This window comes from Streptomyces sp. NPDC005551 (assembly GCF_042871785.1).
In the GTDB taxonomy this organism is placed as follows: Bacteria; Actinomycetota; Actinomycetes; order Streptomycetales; family Streptomycetaceae; genus Streptomyces.
The window spans coordinates 135,377-153,414 of sequence record NZ_JBIAJE010000014.1 but is presented as its reverse complement, the minus strand read 5'-3'; the positions used below and the strand labels follow the sequence as shown (position 1 = coordinate 153,414).

The window sequence follows — 18,038 nt, the reverse complement described above, 5'->3', positions numbered from 1 at the left end:
CGCCCGCCGACACGCGCTTCCGGCCCGAACTAGGAGCCGGCCCCGGTCTGTTCGCGTACCCGCTCGGCGACCTGGGCCGGCATCGGCTCGTGCCGTGCGTAGCGGCGCTCGAAGCGCGCGGTGCCGTGCGAGAGGGAGCGCAGGTCGACCGCGTACCGGCCGATCTCGATCTCCGGGATCTCGGCCCGTACGACGGTGCGTCCGCCGGGCGCCTGCTCGGTCCCGACGACCCGGCCGCGCCGTCCGGACAGGTCGCTCATCACGGTGCCCACGTACTCGTCGCCCACCAGCACCGTCATCTCGGCCACCGGCTCCAGCAGATGGATGGCGGCGCCGCCCGCGGCCTCCCGCAGGGCGAGCGCTCCCGCGGTCTGGAACGCGGCGTCGGAGGAGTCCACCGAGTGCGCCTTGCCGTCCAGCAGCGTGACCCGGACGTCGATGAGCGGATACCCGGCGACCACACCCCTGGCGGCCTGGGCCCGCACGCCCTTCTCCACGGACGGGATGAACTGCCGCGGCACGGCACCGCCGACCACCTTGTCCACGAACTCGATGCCGGAGCCGTTCGGCAGCGGCTCGACCTCGATCTCGCAGACCGCGAACTGTCCGTGACCGCCGGACTGCTTCACGTGACGGCCGCGCCCCGTGGCGGCGGCCGCGAACGTCTCCCGCAGCGGCACCCTGTGCGGGACCACGTCCACCCGGACGCCGTACCGGCTGCGCAGCCGTTCCAGCGCGACGTCGGCGTGTGCCTCGCCCAGGCACCACAGCACGACCTGGTGGGTGTCCTGGTTCTGTTCCAGGCGCATGGTGGGGTCCTCGGCGACCAGCCGGCCGAGGCCCTGGGAGAGCTTGTCCTCGTCCGCCTTGCTGTGCGCCTCGATGGCGAGCGGCAGCAGCGGGTCGGGCATCCGCCACGGCGCCATGAGCAGCGGATCGTCCTTGGCCGAGAGGGTGTCGCCGGTCTCCGCGCGGTTCAGCTTCGCCACGCACGCGAGGTCGCCCGCGATGCAGTGGGTGAGCGGGCGCTGCTGCCTGCCGAAGGGGGCGGACAGGGCGCCGACGCGCTCGTCGACGTCGTGGTCCTCGTGGCCGCGGTCGGACAGTCCGTGCCCGGAGACGTGCACGGTCGCGTCGGGGCGCAGCGTGCCGGAGAAGACACGCACCAGCGAGACACGGCCCACGTAGGGGTCGCCGGACGTCTTGACCACCTCGGCGACCAGCGGCCCGTCCGGATCGCAGGGCTTCACCTCGCGTGCCCGGCCGTCGGGCGTGGTGACCGCGGGCGCCGGGCGTTCCAGGGGTGTGGGGAAGCCGCCGGTGATCAGTTCGAGCAGTTCGACCGTGCCGATGCCCTGCCGGGCGCCCTCGGCGGCGGGGGCGGCGGCCAGCACGGGGAAGAAGGTCCCGCGCGCCACGGCCCGCTCCAGGTCCCGCACGAGCGTCCCGAGGTCGATCTCCTCGCCGCCGAGGTAGCGGTCCATGAGGGTCTCGTCCTCGCTCTCGGCGATGATCCCCTCGATCAGCCGGTCGCGGGCCTCCGCGATGAGCGGCAGCTGCTCGGGGCCCGGCTCGGACTCCTTGCGCTCCCCGGAGGAGTAGTCGAACAGCCGCTGCGAGAGCAGTCCGGTCAGTCCGGTGACGGGCGCGTGCCCGTCGGGGCCCTGCGGGCCGTGCAGCGGCAGGTACAGCGGCAGTACGGCGTCGGGGTCGTCGGCTCCGAAGGCCTGCGCGCAGACGCGGGTCATCTCCTCGAAGTCGGCCCGGGCGGCCTCCAGGTGCGTGACCACGATGGCCCGCGGCATGCCGACCGCCGCGCACTCGTCCCACACCATCCTGGTCGGGCCGTCCACGCCGTCGGAGGCCGAGACGACGAAGAGGGCCGCGTCCGCGGCGCGCAGACCGGCCCTCAGCTCCCCGACGAAGTCCGCGTAACCGGGTGTGTCCAGCAGATTGATCTTGTATCCGTCCCACTCGACGGGGACCAGGGAGAGCTGCACCGAGCGGTGCTGCCGGTGCTCGATCTCGTCGTAGTCGGAGACGGTGCCGCCGTCCTCCACGCGGCCCGCCCTGTTCACCGCCCCCGCCGTCAGCGCGAGAGCCTCCACCAGCGTCGTCTTGCCGGATCCGCTGTGGCCGACCAGCACCACATTCCGTACGGACGCGGGGTGGTCGGCCGCCGTAGCCCTGCCGGCGGCTCCGGGGTGTGCGTTCGCCTTGTCGCCCATGGTCCTGCCTCCCGTGCACGGTGAGGTCACTGTGGGCGCGGACATCCGGGTCCGCGTGCGGTGGCGGCTCCGGTGACGCCCGCGGTTCTTCGAGCTTTCCACTCACCTCACGGTGCGTCCATACGAGGGACGCACTCCCGGCGTGACGTCGGCGGGGGGCCGCGGTGACACGGGGCGAGGGTGCCCGGCGGTCGCACCGGCGCGCGCGTGGCTACGATGGGCCAGCCGGTGGCCAGCAGGGGCCGCACGGCGACACCGACCCTCGGGAAGGCCATGCTGAACAAGTACGCGCGTGCATTCTTCACGCGTGTCCTCACACCGTTCGCCGCGTTTCTCGTCCGCCGGGGGGTGAGCCCCGACACCGTGACGCTCCTCGGCACGGCCGGAGTGGTGGCGGGCGCGCTGGTCTTCTACCCCATGGGCGAGTTCTTCTGGGGCACGGTCGTGATCACGCTGTTCGTGTTCTCGGACCTGGTCGACGGGAACATGGCGCGCCAGCTCGGCCGCTCCAGCCGCTGGGGAGCCTTCCTCGACTCGACCCTGGACCGGGTCGCCGACAGCGCGGTCTTCGGCGGCTTCGCCCTCTGGTACGCGGGCGGCGGCGACGACAACGTGCTGTGCGCGGTCTCCATCTTCTGCCTGGCCAGCGGCCAGGTCGTCTCGTACACCAAGGCCCGCGGCGAGTCGATCGGCCTGCCGGTCGCGGTCAACGGCCTGGTCGAGCGCGCCGAGCGGCTGGTGATCTCGCTGGTCGCGGCCGGGCTCGCCGGGCTGCACAAGTTCGGGGTCCCCGGCATCCAGTGGCTGCTGCCGATCGCGCTGTGGATCGTCGCCGTCGGCAGCCTCGTCACGCTGATCCAGCGGGTCGTCACGGTGCGCCGGGAGGCCGCCGAGGCAGACGCGGCGGCCGCCGCCCAGGGCAGTGAGGCCACCTCGTGAGCAAGCTGCGGGACCGGCTGGCGGACGGGGCGTACGCGCTCGGCTGGAGCACCGTCAAGAAGCTCCCCGAGCCCGTCGCCGTCCGGCTCGGCCGGATCATCGCCGACCTCGCCTGGAAGCGGCGCGGGAGCGGCGTGCGGCGGCTGGAGAGCAACTACGCGCGGGTGGTGCCGGACGCGACCCCGGAGCGGCTTTCCGAGCTGTCCAGGGCGGGCATGCGCTCGTACCTGCGCTACTGGATGGAGTCCTTCCGGCTGCCCGCCTGGAGCGCGGAACGGGTGCGGACGGGCTTCGACCCCAAGGACCTGCACCACCTCACCGACGGGCTCGCCGCGGGCAAGGGCGTGGTCGTCGCGCTGCCGCACCTTGGCAACTGGGACCTCGCGGGCGCCTGGGCCACCACCGGGCTCGGCATCCCCTTCACGACGGTCGCCGAGCGGCTCAAGCCCGAGTCGCTGTACGACCGTTTCGTCGCCTACCGCGAGGGCCTGGGCATGGAGGTCCTGCCGCACAGCGGCGGCTCCGCGTTCGGCACGCTGGCCCGGCGGCTGCGCGCCGGCGGCCTGGTCTGCCTGGTCGCCGACCGCGACCTGTCCTCGTCCGGTGTCGAGGTCGAGTTCTTCGGCGAGAAGGCCCGGATGCCCGCGGGACCCGCCCTGCTGGCGCAGCAGACCGGCGCCCTGCTCCTGCCCGTGACGCTCTGGTTCGACGACTCGCCCGTGATGAAGGGCCGGATCCATCCGCCCGTCGAGATCCCCGCGACAGGCACCCGCGCGGAGAAGACGTCCGTCATGACGCAGGCGCTGGCCGACGCCTTCGCCACGGGAATCGCCGACCATCCGGAGGACTGGCACATGCTGCAGCGTCTGTGGCTCGCCGACCTGGAGCCCCGCCCCGAGCCGTCCGACCGGGAGGGCCCGTGAGGATCGGCATCGTCTGCCCGTACTCCTGGGACGTCCCGGGCGGCGTCCAGTTCCACATCCGCGACCTGGCCGAGCACCTCATCCGCCTCGGGCACGAGGTGTCCGTCCTCGCCCCGGCCGACGACGAGACACCCCTCCCGCCCTACGTCGTCTCGGCGGGCCGGGCGGTCCCGGTGCCGTACAACGGCTCGGTCGCGCGCCTCAACTTCGGCTTCCTGAGCGCCGCCCGGGTCCGGCGCTGGCTCCACGACGGCAGCTTCGACGTGATCCACATCCACGAGCCGACCTCGCCGTCACTGGGACTGCTCGCGTGCTGGGCGGCCCAGGGACCCATCGTCGCCACCTTCCACACCTCGAACCCGCGCTCCCGGGCGATGATCGCCGCGTACCCGATCCTCCAGCCCGCGCTGGAGAAGATCAGCGCGCGGATCGCGGTGAGCGAGTACGCCCGCCGCACGCTCGTCGAGCACCTCGGCGGCGACGCCGTCGTCATCCCGAACGGCGTCGACGTCGACTTCTTCGCGCGCGCCAAGCCCAACCCCGAGTGGCAGGGCGACACCCTCGGCTTCATGGGCCGCATCGACGAGCCCCGCAAGGGACTTCCGGTGCTGATGAAGGCGCTGCCGAAGATCCTCGCCGCGCGTCCGCGGACCCGGCTCCTGGTCGCCGGACGCGGTGACGAGAAGGAGGCCGTGGAGGACCTGCCGGCCGAGATGCGCTCGCGCGTGGAGTTTCTCGGCATGGTCAGCGACGAGGACAAGGCGCGCTTCCTGCGCAGTGTCGACGTGTACGTCGCGCCCAACACCGGCGGCGAGAGCTTCGGGATCATCCTCGTCGAGGCGATGTCGGCGGGGGCGGCGGTGCTCGCCTCCGACCTCGACGCGTTCGCCCAGGTGCTGGACCAGGGGGCGGCCGGGGAACTGTTCGCCAACGAGGACGCGGACGCGCTGGCCGTGGCGGCCCTGCGGCTCCTCGGTGACGACGGGCGCCGGGCCGGACTGCGGCAGCGGGGGAGCGCCCATGTGCGGCGCTTCGACTGGTCGACGGTCGGCGCGGACATCCTCTCCGTGTACGAGACGGTGACCGACGGGGCGGCGGCGGTCGCGGCCGACGAACGCACGGGCCTGATGGCCCGCTTCGGGCTCGCCCGGGACTGAACGCCGTACGCCGCCCCCGGTGCGGGGAGTCCGGCGGGGCCCGCTGCCCCCGGTGCCGGGAGTCCGGCGGGGTCCACCGTCCGCCGGTGCCGGGAGGATCACGGGGCCCGCTGTCCCCGTGAGGGGGGCCCGCCGTACGGTCCAGGACCGCCGGGTGGCCGGTCCCTGACGCCAGGGGTCCACGTCGCGTTCCGTGACGCCGGGGGTCCACCCCGCGTTCCGTGACGCCGGGGCCGCACGTGGCGTTCCGTCGCGCACGGTGCCTGCGGGGCGCCGAGTGGTCACCGGTAGCCTTGCCGCCCGTGACCGCAACCCTCATCTGGATCCTCGTCGGCCTCGCCGCCATCGGCCTCTACCTGAGCTGGACCGCAGGGCGTCTCGACCGGCTGCACGTGCGGATCGACGCCGCGCGGGCGGCCCTGGACGCACAGCTGCTGCGCCGCGCGTCGGTCGCCCAGGAACTGGCGACGTCCGGAGTGCTGGATCCGGCCGCCTCGATCGTGCTCTACGAGGCGGCCCACGCCGCCCGGCAGGCCGAGCCGGAGCAGCGCGAGGTCGCCGAGAGCGAGCTGAGCCAGGCCCTGCGGGCGGTCTTCGGCGAGACGGCCCAGGTCGAGGCCGTCCGGGCGGCGCCCGGCGGCGAGGAGGCCGCGGACGAGCTGGCCCAGGCGGTCCGCAGGGTGCCGATGGCCCGGCGGTTCCACAACGACGCGGTACGCGCCGCCCGCGCACTGCGCCGGCACCGCAAGGTGCGCTGGTTCCGGCTCGCGGGGCATGCGCCGTTCCCGCTCGCCTTCGAGATGGACGACGAACCCCCGGTGGCCCTGGCGGACCGGCCCACCTCGTAGGCCCGCCGGACCCACCACAGCCGTGCCCCCCGTTCGGGGAGGCGAGCCGATGACAGGCCCGTGGCCTGGGCTTTTACGCAGGGTGGACGAAAAATGAGCCACCGGCTCATCATTGGCCCTTGCTGTGGACTGGTCCGCCGGCGTTTCCTCGGTGCTGCAGCAGCTCTCTTTTTCCACCGAGTGAGGTACACCCGTGTCCAGCACGCCTTCCAACTCCGCCCAGCGCGCCGACAACCCCGCGACCGGCACCGCGCGCGTCAAGCGCGGCATGGCCGAGCAGCTCAAGGGCGGCGTGATCATGGACGTGGTCAACGCCGAGCAGGCGAAGATCGCCGAGGACGCCGGCGCCGTGGCCGTCATGGCCCTGGAGCGGGTGCCCGCCGACATCCGCAAGGACGGCGGCGTGGCCCGGATGTCGGACCCGAACATGATCGAGGAGATCATCGAGGCGGTCTCCATCCCGGTCATGGCCAAGTCCCGCATCGGCCACTTCGTCGAGGCCCAGGTCCTGCAGTCCCTCGGCGTGGACTACATCGACGAGTCCGAGGTCCTCACCCCGGCCGACGAGGTCAACCACTCCGACAAGTGGGCGTTCACCACCCCCTTCGTCTGCGGCGCCACCAACCTGGGCGAGGCCCTGCGCCGCATCGCCGAGGGCGCGGCCATGATCCGCTCCAAGGGCGAGGCCGGCACCGGCAACGTCGTCGAGGCCGTCCGCCACCTGCGCCAGATCAAGAACGAGATCGCCAGGCTGCGCGGCTTCGACAACAACGAGCTGTACGCCGCGGCCAAGGAGCTGCGTGCCCCGTACGAGATCGTCAAGGAGGTCGCCGACCTCGGCAGGCTGCCGGTCGTGCTGTTCTCCGCCGGTGGCGTGGCCACCCCGGCCGACGCCGCGCTGATGCGCCAGCTCGGCGCCGAGGGTGTCTTCGTCGGCTCCGGCATCTTCAAGTCGGGCGACCCGGCCAAGCGTGCCGCCGCCATCGTGAAGGCCACCACCTTCTACGACGACCCGAAGATCATCGCGGACGCGTCCCGCAACCTGGGCGAGGCCATGGTCGGCATCAACTGCGACACCCTCCCCGAGACCGAGCGCTACGCCAACCGCGGCTGGTAGTCACCCATGAACACTCCTGTCGTGGGCGTCCTGGCACTGCAGGGCGACGTACGGGAGCACCTGATCGCCCTGGCCGCGGCCGACGCCGTGGCCAGGCAGGTGCGGCGCCCCGAGGAACTCGCCGAGGTCGACGGTCTCGTCATACCCGGCGGCGAGTCCACCACCATCTCCAAGCTGGCCGTGCTCTTCGGACTGATGGAGCCCCTCCGCGCGCGCGTGCGTGACGGCATGCCCGTCTACGGCACCTGCGCGGGCATGATCATGCTCGCCGACAAGATCCTCGACCCGCGCTCGGGCCAGGAGACCGTCGGCGGCATCGACATGATCGTGCGCCGCAACGCCTTCGGGCGCCAGAACGAGTCGTTCGAGGCGGCCGTCGACGTGACGGGCGTGGCGGGCGGTCCGGTGGAGGGCGTCTTCATCCGTGCCCCCTGGGTCGAGTCCGTCGGCGCCGCCGCCGAGGTGCTCGCCCGGCACGAGGGCCACATCGTCGCCGTACGCCAGGGCACCGCGCTCGCCACGTCGTTCCACCCGGAACTGACCGGCGACCACCGCATGCACGGGCTCTTCGTCGACATGGTGCGCGCGAACCGGACAGCGGAGTCCTTGTAGGATCTCTGGCGTTCGGAAAGAGTTGGGTTACGCGAAGGAGACAGGCAGATGTCCGGCCACTCTAAATGGGCTACGACGAAGCACAAGAAGGCCGTGATCGACGCCAAGCGCGGCAAGCTCTTCGCGAAGATGATCAAGAACATCGAGGTCGCGGCCCGTACGGGCGGCGCCGACCCGGGCGGTAACCCGACCCTCTTCGACGCCATCCAGAAGGCCAAGAAGAGCTCGGTCCCGAACAAGAACATCGACTCCGCGGTCAAGCGCGGCGCCGGTCTCGAGGCCGGTGGCGCCGACTACGAGACGATCATGTACGAGGGCTACGGCCCGAACGGTGTCGCGGTGCTCATCGAGTGCCTCACCGACAACCGCAACCGCGCCGCCTCCGACGTCCGCGTCGCGATGACCCGCAACGGCGGCTCGATGGCCGACCCGGGCTCCGTGTCGTACCTGTTCCACCGCAAGGGCGTCGTGATCGTCCCCAAGGGCGAACTGTCCGAGGACGACGTGCTGGGCGCCGTGCTCGACGCGGGTGCCGAAGAGGTCAACGACCTCGGCGAGTCCTTCGAGGTCCTGTCCGAGGCCACCGACCTGGTCGCGGTCCGCACCGCGCTCCAGGAGGCCGGCATCGACTACGACTCCGCCGAGGCCAACTTCGTCCCGACCATGCAGGTCGAGCTGGACGAGGACGGGGCCCACAAGATCTTCAAGCTGATCGACGCGCTCGAGGACAGCGACGACGTGCAGAACGTCTTCGCCAACTTCGACGTGAGCGACGAGGTGATGGCGAGCGTCGACGCCTGAGCGGACGGCACCAGCCGCGGGCCGACGGAACACCCACTCCGTCGGCCCGCGGCTTTGTCGGCGGTACCCGATAGCCTGCACGAACAGGAGATCGACGAAGGGGTTCGGGGTGCGGGTACTGGGTGTTGACCCGGGTTTGACCCGGTGCGGTGTCGGAGTGGTCGAGGGACTCGCGGGCCGCCCCCTGACCATGTGCGGCGTCGGTGTCGTACGGACCCCGCCCGACGCCGAGTTGGGGCTGCGCCTCGTCGCCGTCGAGCAGGGCATCGAGCGGTGGCTCGACGAGTACCGGCCCGAATTCGTCGCTGTGGAACGGGTGTTCAGCCAGCACAACGTACGCACGGTCATGGGCACCGCCCAGGCCAGCGCCGTCGCCATGCTCTGCGCCGCCCGGCGCGGCATCCCCGTCGCCCTGCACACCCCGAGCGAGGTCAAGGCCGCCGTCACCGGCAGCGGGCGCGCGGACAAGGCCCAGGTCGGCGCGATGGTCACGCGCCTGCTCCGGCTCGACGCACCGCCCAAACCCGCCGACGCCGCCGACGCCCTGGCCCTCGCCATCTGTCACATCTGGCGCGCACCCGCAAAGAACAGACTCCAGCAGGCCGTCGCCCTGCACGCATCGAAAGGGCGTCCCGCATGATCGCCTTCGTCAGCGGCCCGGTCGCCGCACTCGCCCCCGACTCCGCGGTCCTCGAGGTCGGCGGCATCGGCATCGCCGTCCAGTGCACGCCCAACACCCTCTCCGGACTCCGTACGGGACAGGACGCGAGGCTCGCCACCTCCCTCGTGGTCCGTGAGGACTCACTGACGCTGTACGGCTTCGTGGACGACGACGAGCGCCAGGTCTTCGAGCTGCTGCAGACCGCGAGCGGTGTCGGCCCGCGGCTGGCCCAGGCCATGCTGGCCGTGCACAGCCCCGACGCCCTGCGCCGCGCGGTGGCCACCGGTGACGAGAAGGCGCTCACCGCCGTCCCGGGCATCGGCAAGAAGGGCGCCCAGAAGCTCCTCCTGGAACTCAAGGACCGGCTCGGCGAGCCCCTCGGCCCCGGCGGCCCCGCCATCGGCAGGTCCGTCACCGCCGGCTGGCGCGACCAGCTGCACGCCGCCCTGATCGGTCTCGGATACGCGACCCGCGAGGCGGACGAGGCGGTCTCCGCGGTCGAGCCCCAGGCCGAGGCCGCAGGCGGCAGCCCCCAGGTGGGCCAGCTGCTGAAGGCGGCCCTGCAGACCCTCAACCGGACGCGCTGACCGCGCTCCGAGCGCCCCACGCCCGTTCGACCGACCCCACTGCGACCGCGAGGCACAAGCGATGAACTGGGACGACACGACCGACGAGACCGCCGACGAGCGGCTGGTGGGCTCGGTCGCCGACCACGAGGACCAGGCCGTCGAGGCGGCACTGCGCCCGAAGGACCTCGACGAGTTCATCGGACAGGAGAAGGTCCGCGAGCAGCTCGACCTGGTCCTGCGCGCCGCCCGCGCGCGCGGCGCCACCGCCGACCACGTGCTCCTGTCCGGCGCCCCCGGACTGGGCAAGACCACCCTGTCGATGATCATCGCCGCCGAGATGGGCGCCCCGATCCGCATCACCAGCGGCCCGGCCATCCAGCACGCGGGCGACCTCGCCGCGATCCTGTCCTCCCTCCAGGAGGGCGAGGTCCTCTTCCTCGACGAGATCCACCGCATGTCCCGGCCCGCCGAGGAGATGCTCTACATGGCCATGGAGGACTTCCGCGTCGACGTCATCGTCGGCAAGGGCCCCGGTGCCACCGCGATCCCACTCGAACTGCCGCCGTTCACGCTGGTCGGCGCCACCACCCGCGCGGGTCTGCTGCCGCCCCCGCTGCGCGACCGCTTCGGCTTCACCGCGCACATGGAGTACTACGAGCCGGCCGAACTGGAGCGCGTCATCCACCGCTCGGCCCATCTCCTCGACGTCGAGATCGACACCGCGGGCGCCGCCGAGATCGCCGGCCGCTCCCGGGGCACGCCCCGTATCGCGAACCGCCTCCTGCGCCGCGTACGCGACTACGCGCAGGTCAAGGCCGACGGGATCATCACGCGGGACATCGCCGGAGCGGCCCTCGCGGTGTACGAGGTGGACGCCCGCGGCCTCGACCGGCTCGACCGCGGCGTCCTGGAGGCGTTGCTCAAGCTCTTCGGAGGCGGTCCCGTCGGTCTTTCCACGCTCGCGGTGGCCGTGGGGGAGGAGCGCGAGACCGTCGAGGAGGTCGCCGAGCCCTTCCTGGTGCGAGAGGGGCTGCTGGCCCGCACTCCGCGTGGCCGGGTGGCGACACCGGCCGCCTGGGCGCACCTCGGCCTGGCCCCGCCGCGCCAGGCCCCGGGGGGAATCGGACAAGGAGACCTGTTCGGGGCGTGACGGCGCGGGCCGCTGCCCGGAGAGGAACCCCGGTGCCATGCTGAGCGTTGTTCCATGAGTGCGGACTCGCTTAGACTCCGCCGATGCCGCCCTTGTGGGCGGCGCCGACCAACCCCCATCCACCAGGCCGCCCCCCGCGCGGTCGTGCGAAGGAACCCCGTCCCGTGAATACCTTGACCTTCCTCCCGCTCGTCGTGCTCATCGGGGCCATGTTCCTGATGACCCGCTCGGCCAAGCGCAAGCAGCAGGCGGCCGCGCAGATGCGCAACGAGATGCAGCCCGGCACCGGCGTCCGCACGATCGGGGGCATGTACGCGACGGTGAAGGAGGTCAGCGAGGACACGGTCCTCCTCGACGCCGCCCCCGGCGTCCACCTGATCTTCGCGAAGAACTCGATCGGGGCCGTTCTGACCGACGACGAATACAACCGCCTCGTCCACGGCATCGACCCCGATCTCAAGGACGACGACGCCACTGTCGTGCCGGACGACGCCTCCTCCCTCACCGGGACGGACGAGCCCGTGGTCGCTTCCGACGACAAGCCTCTCGACCTCGGCAAGAAGGACACGGACGCGCGGGCCGTCGAGCCCACCGAGACCGACGCGGCCGAGCCGAAGAGGACCGACGGCGAGTCCGACGCGAAGTAGGCACGACCCGGGAGCGCGGCGCGACCCGCTCGCGACCGGCGTTCCGCGGGACGTGCGGTTCCGCACGGTATCCCGACACCATGTCATGGCCGCCCCGGCGCTCACCCGGCGTCGGGTGGCCCGAGAGGGAGTACGAGAAGGTGGCAGCACCGAAGAAGGGCCGGAGCGCGAGCGCCCAGAGCAGGCCGGGGCGCTCGCTGGCCCTCATCCTGATCGCCATCGTGGCGCTCACCGGGGGGATGTTCCTCTCCGGGCACCCCACCCCGCGTCTCGGCATCGACCTCGCCGGCGGCACGAGCATCACGCTCGAGGCGAAGAACGAGCCGGGCCAGCCGAACGCGATCAACAAGACCAACATGGACACCGCGGTTGACATCATGAACCGCCGCGTCAACGGTCTTGGCGTGTCCGAGGCGGAGGTGCAGACCCAGGGCGACAAGAACATCATCGTCAACATCCCCAAGGGCACGAACTCCAAGCAGGCCCGGGAGCAGGTCGGCACCACCGCCAAGCTCTACTTCCGCCCCGTCGTCGCGACGGAGGTCACCGGCGGCGCCGCGAAGGCCAGCCCCTCGCCGAGCGGCAGCGCCTCGAAGAAGCCCACGGACAAGGCGAGCGAGAAGGCGGGTGACAAGGCCACCGACAAGGCCACCCCGTCCGGCTCCGCGACCCCCTCGGCCAACGCCACCTCCCAGGGCCGCGCCGTCACCGACGCCCTGAAGGACGACGCCACGCCGTCCGCGAGTGCCTCGGCGAAGTCCTCGGCCTCCGCCGACGCCTCCCCTCCCGCGAGCGCCGACCCGGCGACGGCCAAGCTCCAGGCCCAGTACGCCGCGCTCGACTGCTCCAAGCCGGCCGACCGCGCCAAGGCCGGCGTGGGCGCCAAGCCCTCCGACTCCACCGTGGCCTGCGGCCAGAACTCGGACGGCCAGTGGCAGAAGTACGTGCTCGGCCCGGCCGAGGTGTCCGGTACGGACGTCAAGAAGGCCGCCGCCGTCTACGACACGCAGAGCGGTGCCGGCTGGAAGGTCACCATGGACTTCACGTCCGGTGGCGCCAAGAAGTTCGCCAGCATCACCGGCAAGCTCGCGCAGAACCAGCAGCCGCAGAACCAGTTCGCCATCGTCCTCGACAACGAGGTCGTCTCCGACCCGTACGTCAGCCAGGCGCTGACCGGCGGCAGCGCGGAGATCTCCGGCAGCTTCGACCAGACCGAGGCGCAGGACCTGGCGAACATGCTGAAGTACGGCGCGCTGCCGCTCACCTTCAAGGAGGCGAGCGTCACCACGGTGACCGCCGCCCTCGGTGGCGAGCAGCTGCACGCCGGTCTGATCGCCGGCGCGATCGGCCTGGCCCTGGTCGTCATCTACCTGGTGGTCTACTACCGGGGTCTGTCGCTCATCGCCGTCGCCTCGCTGCTCGTCTCCGCCGTCCTCACGTACGTGATCATGGCGTTGCTCGGTCCCACCATCGGCTTCGCGCTGAACCTGCCGGCCGTGTGCGGTGCCATCGTCGCGATCGGCATCACAGCGGACTCGTTCATCGTGTTCTTCGAACGCATCCGTGACGAGATCCGGGAGGGCCGTTCGCTGCGGCCCGCCGTCGAGCGTGCCTGGCCGCGCGCCCGGCGCACCATCCTGGTCTCCGACTTCGTGTCGTTCCTCGCCGCCGCGGTGCTCTTCATCGTCACGGTCGGCAAGGTCCAGGGCTTCGCGTTCACCCTCGGTCTGACCACCCTGCTCGACGTCGTCGTCGTCTTCCTGTTCACCAAGCCGCTGATGACGATCCTCGCCCGCAAGAAGTTCTTCGCGAACGGCCACAGCTGGTCGGGCCTCGACCCGAAGCGACTGGGCGCCCAGCCCCCGCTGCGCCGCACCCGTCGCGCGTCCGCCCCCGTCGACACGAAGGAGGCGTGAGATGTCGAAACTCGGCACCCTCGGCGCCCGGCTCCACCGCGGCGAGATCGGCTACGACTTCGTCGGCAAGCGCATGATCTGGTACGGCGTCTCGATCCTGATCACCATCACGGCCATCCTCGGCCTGACGGTGCGCGGCCTGAACATGGGCATCGAGTTCCAGGGCGGAGCCGTCCTCACCACCGAGCGGACCAGCGTCTCGGTGTCCCAGGCCGAGACGTACGCGGAGGAGGCCTCCGGGCACGACGCGATCGTCCAGAAGCTCGGCAACGGCGGTCTGCGCATCCAGATCGCCGGCATCGACACCGGCAAGTCGGACCAGATCAAGGACGAGCTGGCCAAGGACCTCAAGGTCGACTCCGAGTCGATCAACGCGGACCTGGTCGGCCCCAGCTGGGGTGACCAGATCGCCAACAAGGCCTGGCAGGGCCTGGCGATCTTCATGGTCCTCGTGGTGATCTACCTGGCGATCGCCTTCGAGTGGCGCATGGCCCTGGCCGCGCTCGTCGCGCTGATCCACGACATCACGATCACGGTCGGCATCTACGCCCTGGTGGGCTTCGAGGTCACCCCGGGCACCGTGATCGGTCTGCTCACGATCCTCGGTTACTCGCTCTACGACACGGTCGTGGTCTTCGACAGCCTCAAGGAACAGACGAAGGACCTCACCAAGCAGACCCGCTGGACCTACAGCGAGGTCGCCGACCGGTCGATCAACAGCACCCTGGTGCGCTCCATCAACACGACGGTGGTCGCGCTGCTGCCCGTCGCGGCCCTGCTGTTCATCGGCGGCGGTGTCCTCGGGGCCGGCATGCTCAACGACATCTCGCTGTCGCTGTTCGTGGGTCTCGCGGCCGGAGCGTACTCGTCGATCTTCATCGCCACGCCGCTCGTCGCCGACCTCAAGGAGCGCGAGCCGCAGATGAAGGCCCTGAAGAAGCGGGTCCTCGCCAAGCGGGCGCAGGCCGCCGCCCGGGGCGAGTCGCTGGACGCGCCGGAGTCCGCCCCCGAGGCGTACGACGACGAGGACGAGCCGCAGGACGCCGCGCCCGCGGTCGTGGGCCCGCGCAACCAGCCCGCGTCCCGCACCCGGGGCCGCGGCCGCCCCTCGGGGAAGCGCCGATGACCGGCATCGAGGAGCTGCTGCTCAGCCGCATCCGGGACGTCGCCGACTACCCGGAGCCGGGAGTGATGTTCAAGGACATCACGCCGCTGCTGGCCGACCCGGCGGCGTTCACCGCGCTGACCGACGCCCTGGCGGAGATCACCGTGCGCAACGGCGCCACCAAGATCGTCGGTCTGGAGGCCCGCGGCTTCATCCTGGGCGCGCCCGCGGCGGTCCGCGCGGGCGTCGGCTTCATCCCCGTACGCAAGGCGGGCAAGCTCCCCGGAGCGACCCTCAGCCAGTCGTACGACCTGGAGTACGGCTCCGCCGAGATCGAGGTGCACGCCGAGGACCTGGCCGCGGGGGACCGCGTGATGGTCGTCGACGACGTCCTCGCCACCGGCGGCACCGCCGAGGCCTCGCTCCGGCTGATCCGCCGGGCGGGCGCCGAGGTCGCGGGCGTCGCGGTCCTGATGGAGCTCGGCTTCCTCGGCGGGCGCGCCCGCCTGGAGCCGGCCCTCGCGGGCGCCCCCCTGGAGGCCCTCCTCAGGGTCTGAGGACGCCCCGGCGCCGCGTCGCGGTACGACACGGCGCCGTACCCGGACGCCGTCCTCCGGCACCCGCGAGGCACCTTGAGGACACCCGTTCGACACCGCGGAGGCGGGCCCGGAGGAATCCGGTGCCCGCCTCCGCTGTTTCCGCAGTACCAGGCCGTCCCACCCGGCCGAAGGCGAGTTCGAAGCCGGGGATCGCTACCATGGGGTTTCCGGAGCCTGACCGGGGGACCCGGAAAGTGTACGAGGAGCCCTCTTGCCAGACGAGGCCCAGCCACTCGCCCCCAGTGCCGACCGCCCGGGGGGAACTCCGGCCGCCAAGCCCGTACCGACTTCGGGCCCCGCGGCCGAGCCCGCGAAGAGCGTCGCGCACGGGCCGGTCGAGCACGCCCAGTCCGCGCCCGAGGGGAAGGCGGCGGAGGAGCCGCGCCCCAAGCCGGCGCCCGGTGAGGGCGGGCAGTCCAGCACCCCGGTGGCCCGTCCCGCGGCCGGCCAGCCCGCGCGGACCGGCGGCGGCTCCTCCAACCGCGTACGGGCCCGCCTCGCCCGGCTCGGCGTCCAGCGCTCCAACCCGTACAACCCGGTGCTGGAGCCCCTGCTGCGGATAGTGCGCGGCAACGACCCGAAGATCGAGACGTCCACGCTCCGCCAGATCGAGCGCGCCTACCAGGTCGCCGAGCGCTGGCACCGCGGTCAGAAGCGCAAGAGCGGCGACCCGTACATCACGCACCCGCTGGCCGTCACCACCATCCTGGCCGAGCTCGGCATGGACCCGGCGACGCTGATGGCCGGCCTGCTGCACGACACCGTCGAGGACACCGAGTACGGGCTCGACTCCCTGCGCCGCGACTTCGGCGACCAGGTCGCCCTCCTCGTCGACGGTGTCACCAAGCTCGACAAGGTCAAGTTCGGCGAGGCCGCGCAGGCCGAGACGGTCCGCAAGATGGTCGTCGCGATGGCGAAGGACCCCCGCGTCCTGGTCATCAAGCTCGCCGACCGCCTGCACAACATGCGCACCATGCGCTACCTCAAGCGCGAGAAGCAGGAGAAAAAGGCGCGCGAGACCCTCGAGATCTACGCGCCGCTCGCCCACCGGCTGGGCATGAACACCATCAAATGGGAGCTGGAGGACCTCGCCTTCGCGATCCTCTACCCCAAGATGTACGACGAGATCGTGCGCCTCGTCGCCGAGCGCGCCCCCAAGCGCGACGAGTACCTCGCCATAGTGACCGACGAGGTGCAGTCCGACCTGCGCGCCGCCCGCATCAAGGCGACGGTGACCGGCCGCCCGAAGCACTACTACAGCGTCTACCAGAAGATGATCGTCCGCGGCCGTGACTTCGCGGAGATCTACGACCTGGTGGGCATCCGCGTCCTCGTGGACACCGTCCGCGACTGCTATGCGGCCCTCGGCACGGTGCACGCGCGATGGAATCCGGTCCCCGGCCGGTTCAAGGACTACATCGCGATGCCCAAGTTCAACATGTACCAGTCGCTGCACACGACGGTCATCGGCCCCAACGGCAAGCCGGTCGAACTCCAGATCCGTACGTTCGACATGCACCGCCGTGCCGAGTACGGCATCGCCGCGCACTGGAAGTACAAGCAGGAGGCCGTCGCCGGCACCTCCAAGGTGCGCTCGGACGTGCCGCGGACCACCGGCAAGGACGACCACCTCAACGACATGGCGTGGCTGCGCCAGCTCCTCGACTGGCAGAAGGAGACCGAGGACCCGGGCGAGTTCCTGGAGTCCCTGCGCTTCGACCTGTCCCGCAACGAGGTCTTCGTCTTCACGCCGAAGGGCGACGTCATAGCGCTCCCGGCGGGCGCCACCCCGGTGGACTTCTCCTACGCCGTGCACACCGAGGTCGGCCACCGGACCATAGGGGCCCGCGTCAACGGCCGGCTGGTGCCGCTGGAGTCCACCCTCGACAACGGCGACCTGGTCGAGGTCTTCACCTCCAAGGCCGCGGGCGCCGGCCCGTCCCGGGACTGGCTGGGCTTCGTCAAGTCGCCGCGGGCCCGCAACAAGATCCGGGCCTGGTTCTCCAAGGAGCGCCGCGACGAGGCGATCGAGCAGGGCAAGGACGCCATCGCCCGCGCGATGCGCAAGCAGAACCTGCCGATCCAGCGCATCCTCACCGGCGACTCCCTGGTCACCCTCGCGCACGAGATGCGCTACCCCGACATCTCGTCGCTGTACGCGGCGATCGGCGAGGGGCACGTGGCCGCGCAGAGCGTCGTGCAGAAACTGGTGCAGGCGCTCGGCGGCGAGGAGGCGGCCAGCGAGGAGATCGACGAGAGCATCCCGCCCGCCCGCGGCCGGAGCCGCAAGCGGCGCTCCAACGCCGACCCGGGCGTCGTCGTCAAGGGCGTCGACGACGTCTGGGTCAAGCTGGCCCGCTGCTGCACTCCCGTGCCCGGCGACCCGATCATCGGTTTCGTCACCCGCGGCAGCGGCGTCTCGGTGCACCGCAGCGACTGCGTCAACATCGACTCGCTGTCCCGGGAACCCGAGCGGATCCTCGAGGTCGAGTGGGCGCCCACCCAGTCCTCGGTCTTCCTCGTCGCCATACAGGTCGAGGCGTTGGACCGCTCTAGGCTCCTGTCGGACGTCACCCGCGTCCTGTCGGACCAGCACGTCAACATCCTCTCCGCGGCCGTGCAGACCTCCCGCGACCGCGTCGCCACCTCGCGCTTCACCTTCGAGATGGGCGACCCCAAGCACCTCGGGCACGTCCTGAAGGCCGTACGGGGCGTGGAGGGCGTGTACGACGTGTACCGCGTGACGTCGGCCCGCAGGCCCTGACC

Annotated in this window: 16 protein-coding genes; 15 read left to right on the top strand and 1 reads right to left on the bottom strand. The window is 71.5% G+C overall.

From position 1 onward, the window contains the following. Positions 1-29: 29 nt before the first annotated feature. The gene (locus ACFYP4_RS31740; RefSeq protein ID WP_358854250.1) at positions 30-2,228 is read right to left on the bottom strand and encodes an elongation factor G-like protein EF-G2; all 2,199 of its coding nucleotides are present in this window, start codon (positions 2,226-2,228) and stop codon (positions 30-32) included. A gap of 216 nt (positions 2,229-2,444) precedes the next feature. Between ACFYP4_RS31740 and pgsA the strand changes: the two genes are divergently transcribed. The 15 genes from pgsA to ACFYP4_RS31665 all read left to right on the top strand — a co-directional run bounded on the left by pgsA (position 2,445) and on the right by ACFYP4_RS31665 (position 18,036). Further along, positions 2,445-3,167: a phosphatidylinositol phosphate synthase gene (gene pgsA / locus ACFYP4_RS31735; RefSeq protein WP_358854274.1), complete on the top strand. Its 723-nt coding sequence runs from the start codon at positions 2,445-2,447 to the stop codon at positions 3,165-3,167. Further along, positions 3,164-4,090: a phosphatidylinositol mannoside acyltransferase gene (locus ACFYP4_RS31730; protein WP_388790139.1), complete on the top strand. Its 927-nt coding sequence runs from the start codon at positions 3,164-3,166 to the stop codon at positions 4,088-4,090. Before pgsA ends, ACFYP4_RS31730 begins: the two co-directional genes overlap by 4 nt. Beyond that, positions 4,087-5,247, top strand: a complete 1,161-nt coding sequence (locus ACFYP4_RS31725) for a glycosyltransferase family 4 protein (RefSeq protein ID WP_388790136.1) — start codon at positions 4,087-4,089, stop codon at positions 5,245-5,247. Before ACFYP4_RS31730 ends, ACFYP4_RS31725 begins: the two co-directional genes overlap by 4 nt. Positions 5,248-5,549: 302 nt before the next feature. Then, complete coding sequence (locus ACFYP4_RS31720) at positions 5,550-6,095, top strand: hypothetical protein (protein WP_358854253.1); 546 nt, start codon at positions 5,550-5,552, stop codon at positions 6,093-6,095. A gap of 193 nt (positions 6,096-6,288) precedes the next feature. Continuing rightward, positions 6,289-7,212, top strand: a complete 924-nt coding sequence (pdxS, locus tag ACFYP4_RS31715) for a pyridoxal 5'-phosphate synthase lyase subunit PdxS (RefSeq protein WP_388790133.1) — start codon at positions 6,289-6,291, stop codon at positions 7,210-7,212. A gap of 6 nt (positions 7,213-7,218) precedes the next feature. After that, positions 7,219-7,824: a pyridoxal 5'-phosphate synthase glutaminase subunit PdxT gene (pdxT, locus tag ACFYP4_RS31710; protein ID WP_358854255.1), complete on the top strand. Its 606-nt coding sequence runs from the start codon at positions 7,219-7,221 to the stop codon at positions 7,822-7,824. Between the two features lie 48 nt (positions 7,825-7,872). After that, entirely contained in the window at positions 7,873-8,625 is a 753-nt protein-coding gene (locus ACFYP4_RS31705; protein WP_388790129.1) for a YebC/PmpR family DNA-binding transcriptional regulator, read from the top strand. Between the two features lie 109 nt (positions 8,626-8,734). Further along, positions 8,735-9,265 (top strand): crossover junction endodeoxyribonuclease RuvC, encoded by a 531-nt coding sequence (gene ruvC / locus ACFYP4_RS31700; protein WP_388790126.1) that lies wholly within the window; start codon positions 8,735-8,737, stop codon positions 9,263-9,265. Continuing rightward, a complete protein-coding gene (gene ruvA, locus ACFYP4_RS31695; RefSeq protein WP_358854258.1) occupies positions 9,262-9,873 on the top strand; it encodes a Holliday junction branch migration protein RuvA in 612 nt (203 codons plus the stop codon). Before ruvC ends, ruvA begins: the two co-directional genes overlap by 4 nt. A gap of 61 nt (positions 9,874-9,934) precedes the next feature. Further along, positions 9,935-11,005, top strand: a complete 1,071-nt coding sequence (gene ruvB, locus ACFYP4_RS31690) for a Holliday junction branch migration DNA helicase RuvB (RefSeq protein ID WP_358854259.1) — start codon at positions 9,935-9,937, stop codon at positions 11,003-11,005. Positions 11,006-11,169: 164 nt separating this feature from the next. After that, a complete protein-coding gene (gene yajC, locus ACFYP4_RS31685) occupies positions 11,170-11,652 on the top strand; it encodes a preprotein translocase subunit YajC (RefSeq protein ID WP_358854260.1) in 483 nt (160 codons plus the stop codon). A 140-nt stretch (positions 11,653-11,792) separates the two neighbouring features. Then, positions 11,793-13,568 (top strand): protein translocase subunit SecD, encoded by a 1,776-nt coding sequence (gene secD, locus ACFYP4_RS31680; protein ID WP_358854261.1) that lies wholly within the window; start codon positions 11,793-11,795, stop codon positions 13,566-13,568. 1 nt (position 13,569) lies between these two features. Further along, entirely contained in the window at positions 13,570-14,694 is a 1,125-nt protein-coding gene (secF, locus tag ACFYP4_RS31675; RefSeq protein ID WP_358854262.1) for a protein translocase subunit SecF, read from the top strand. Further along, positions 14,691-15,230 (top strand): adenine phosphoribosyltransferase, encoded by a 540-nt coding sequence (locus ACFYP4_RS31670; protein WP_358854263.1) that lies wholly within the window; start codon positions 14,691-14,693, stop codon positions 15,228-15,230. The genes secF and ACFYP4_RS31670 overlap by 4 nt, the downstream gene beginning before the upstream one ends. Before the next feature lie 253 nt (positions 15,231-15,483). Further along, positions 15,484-18,036 (top strand): RelA/SpoT family protein, encoded by a 2,553-nt coding sequence (locus tag ACFYP4_RS31665; protein WP_358854264.1) that lies wholly within the window; start codon positions 15,484-15,486, stop codon positions 18,034-18,036. The last annotated feature ends 2 nt before the right edge of the window (positions 18,037-18,038 follow it).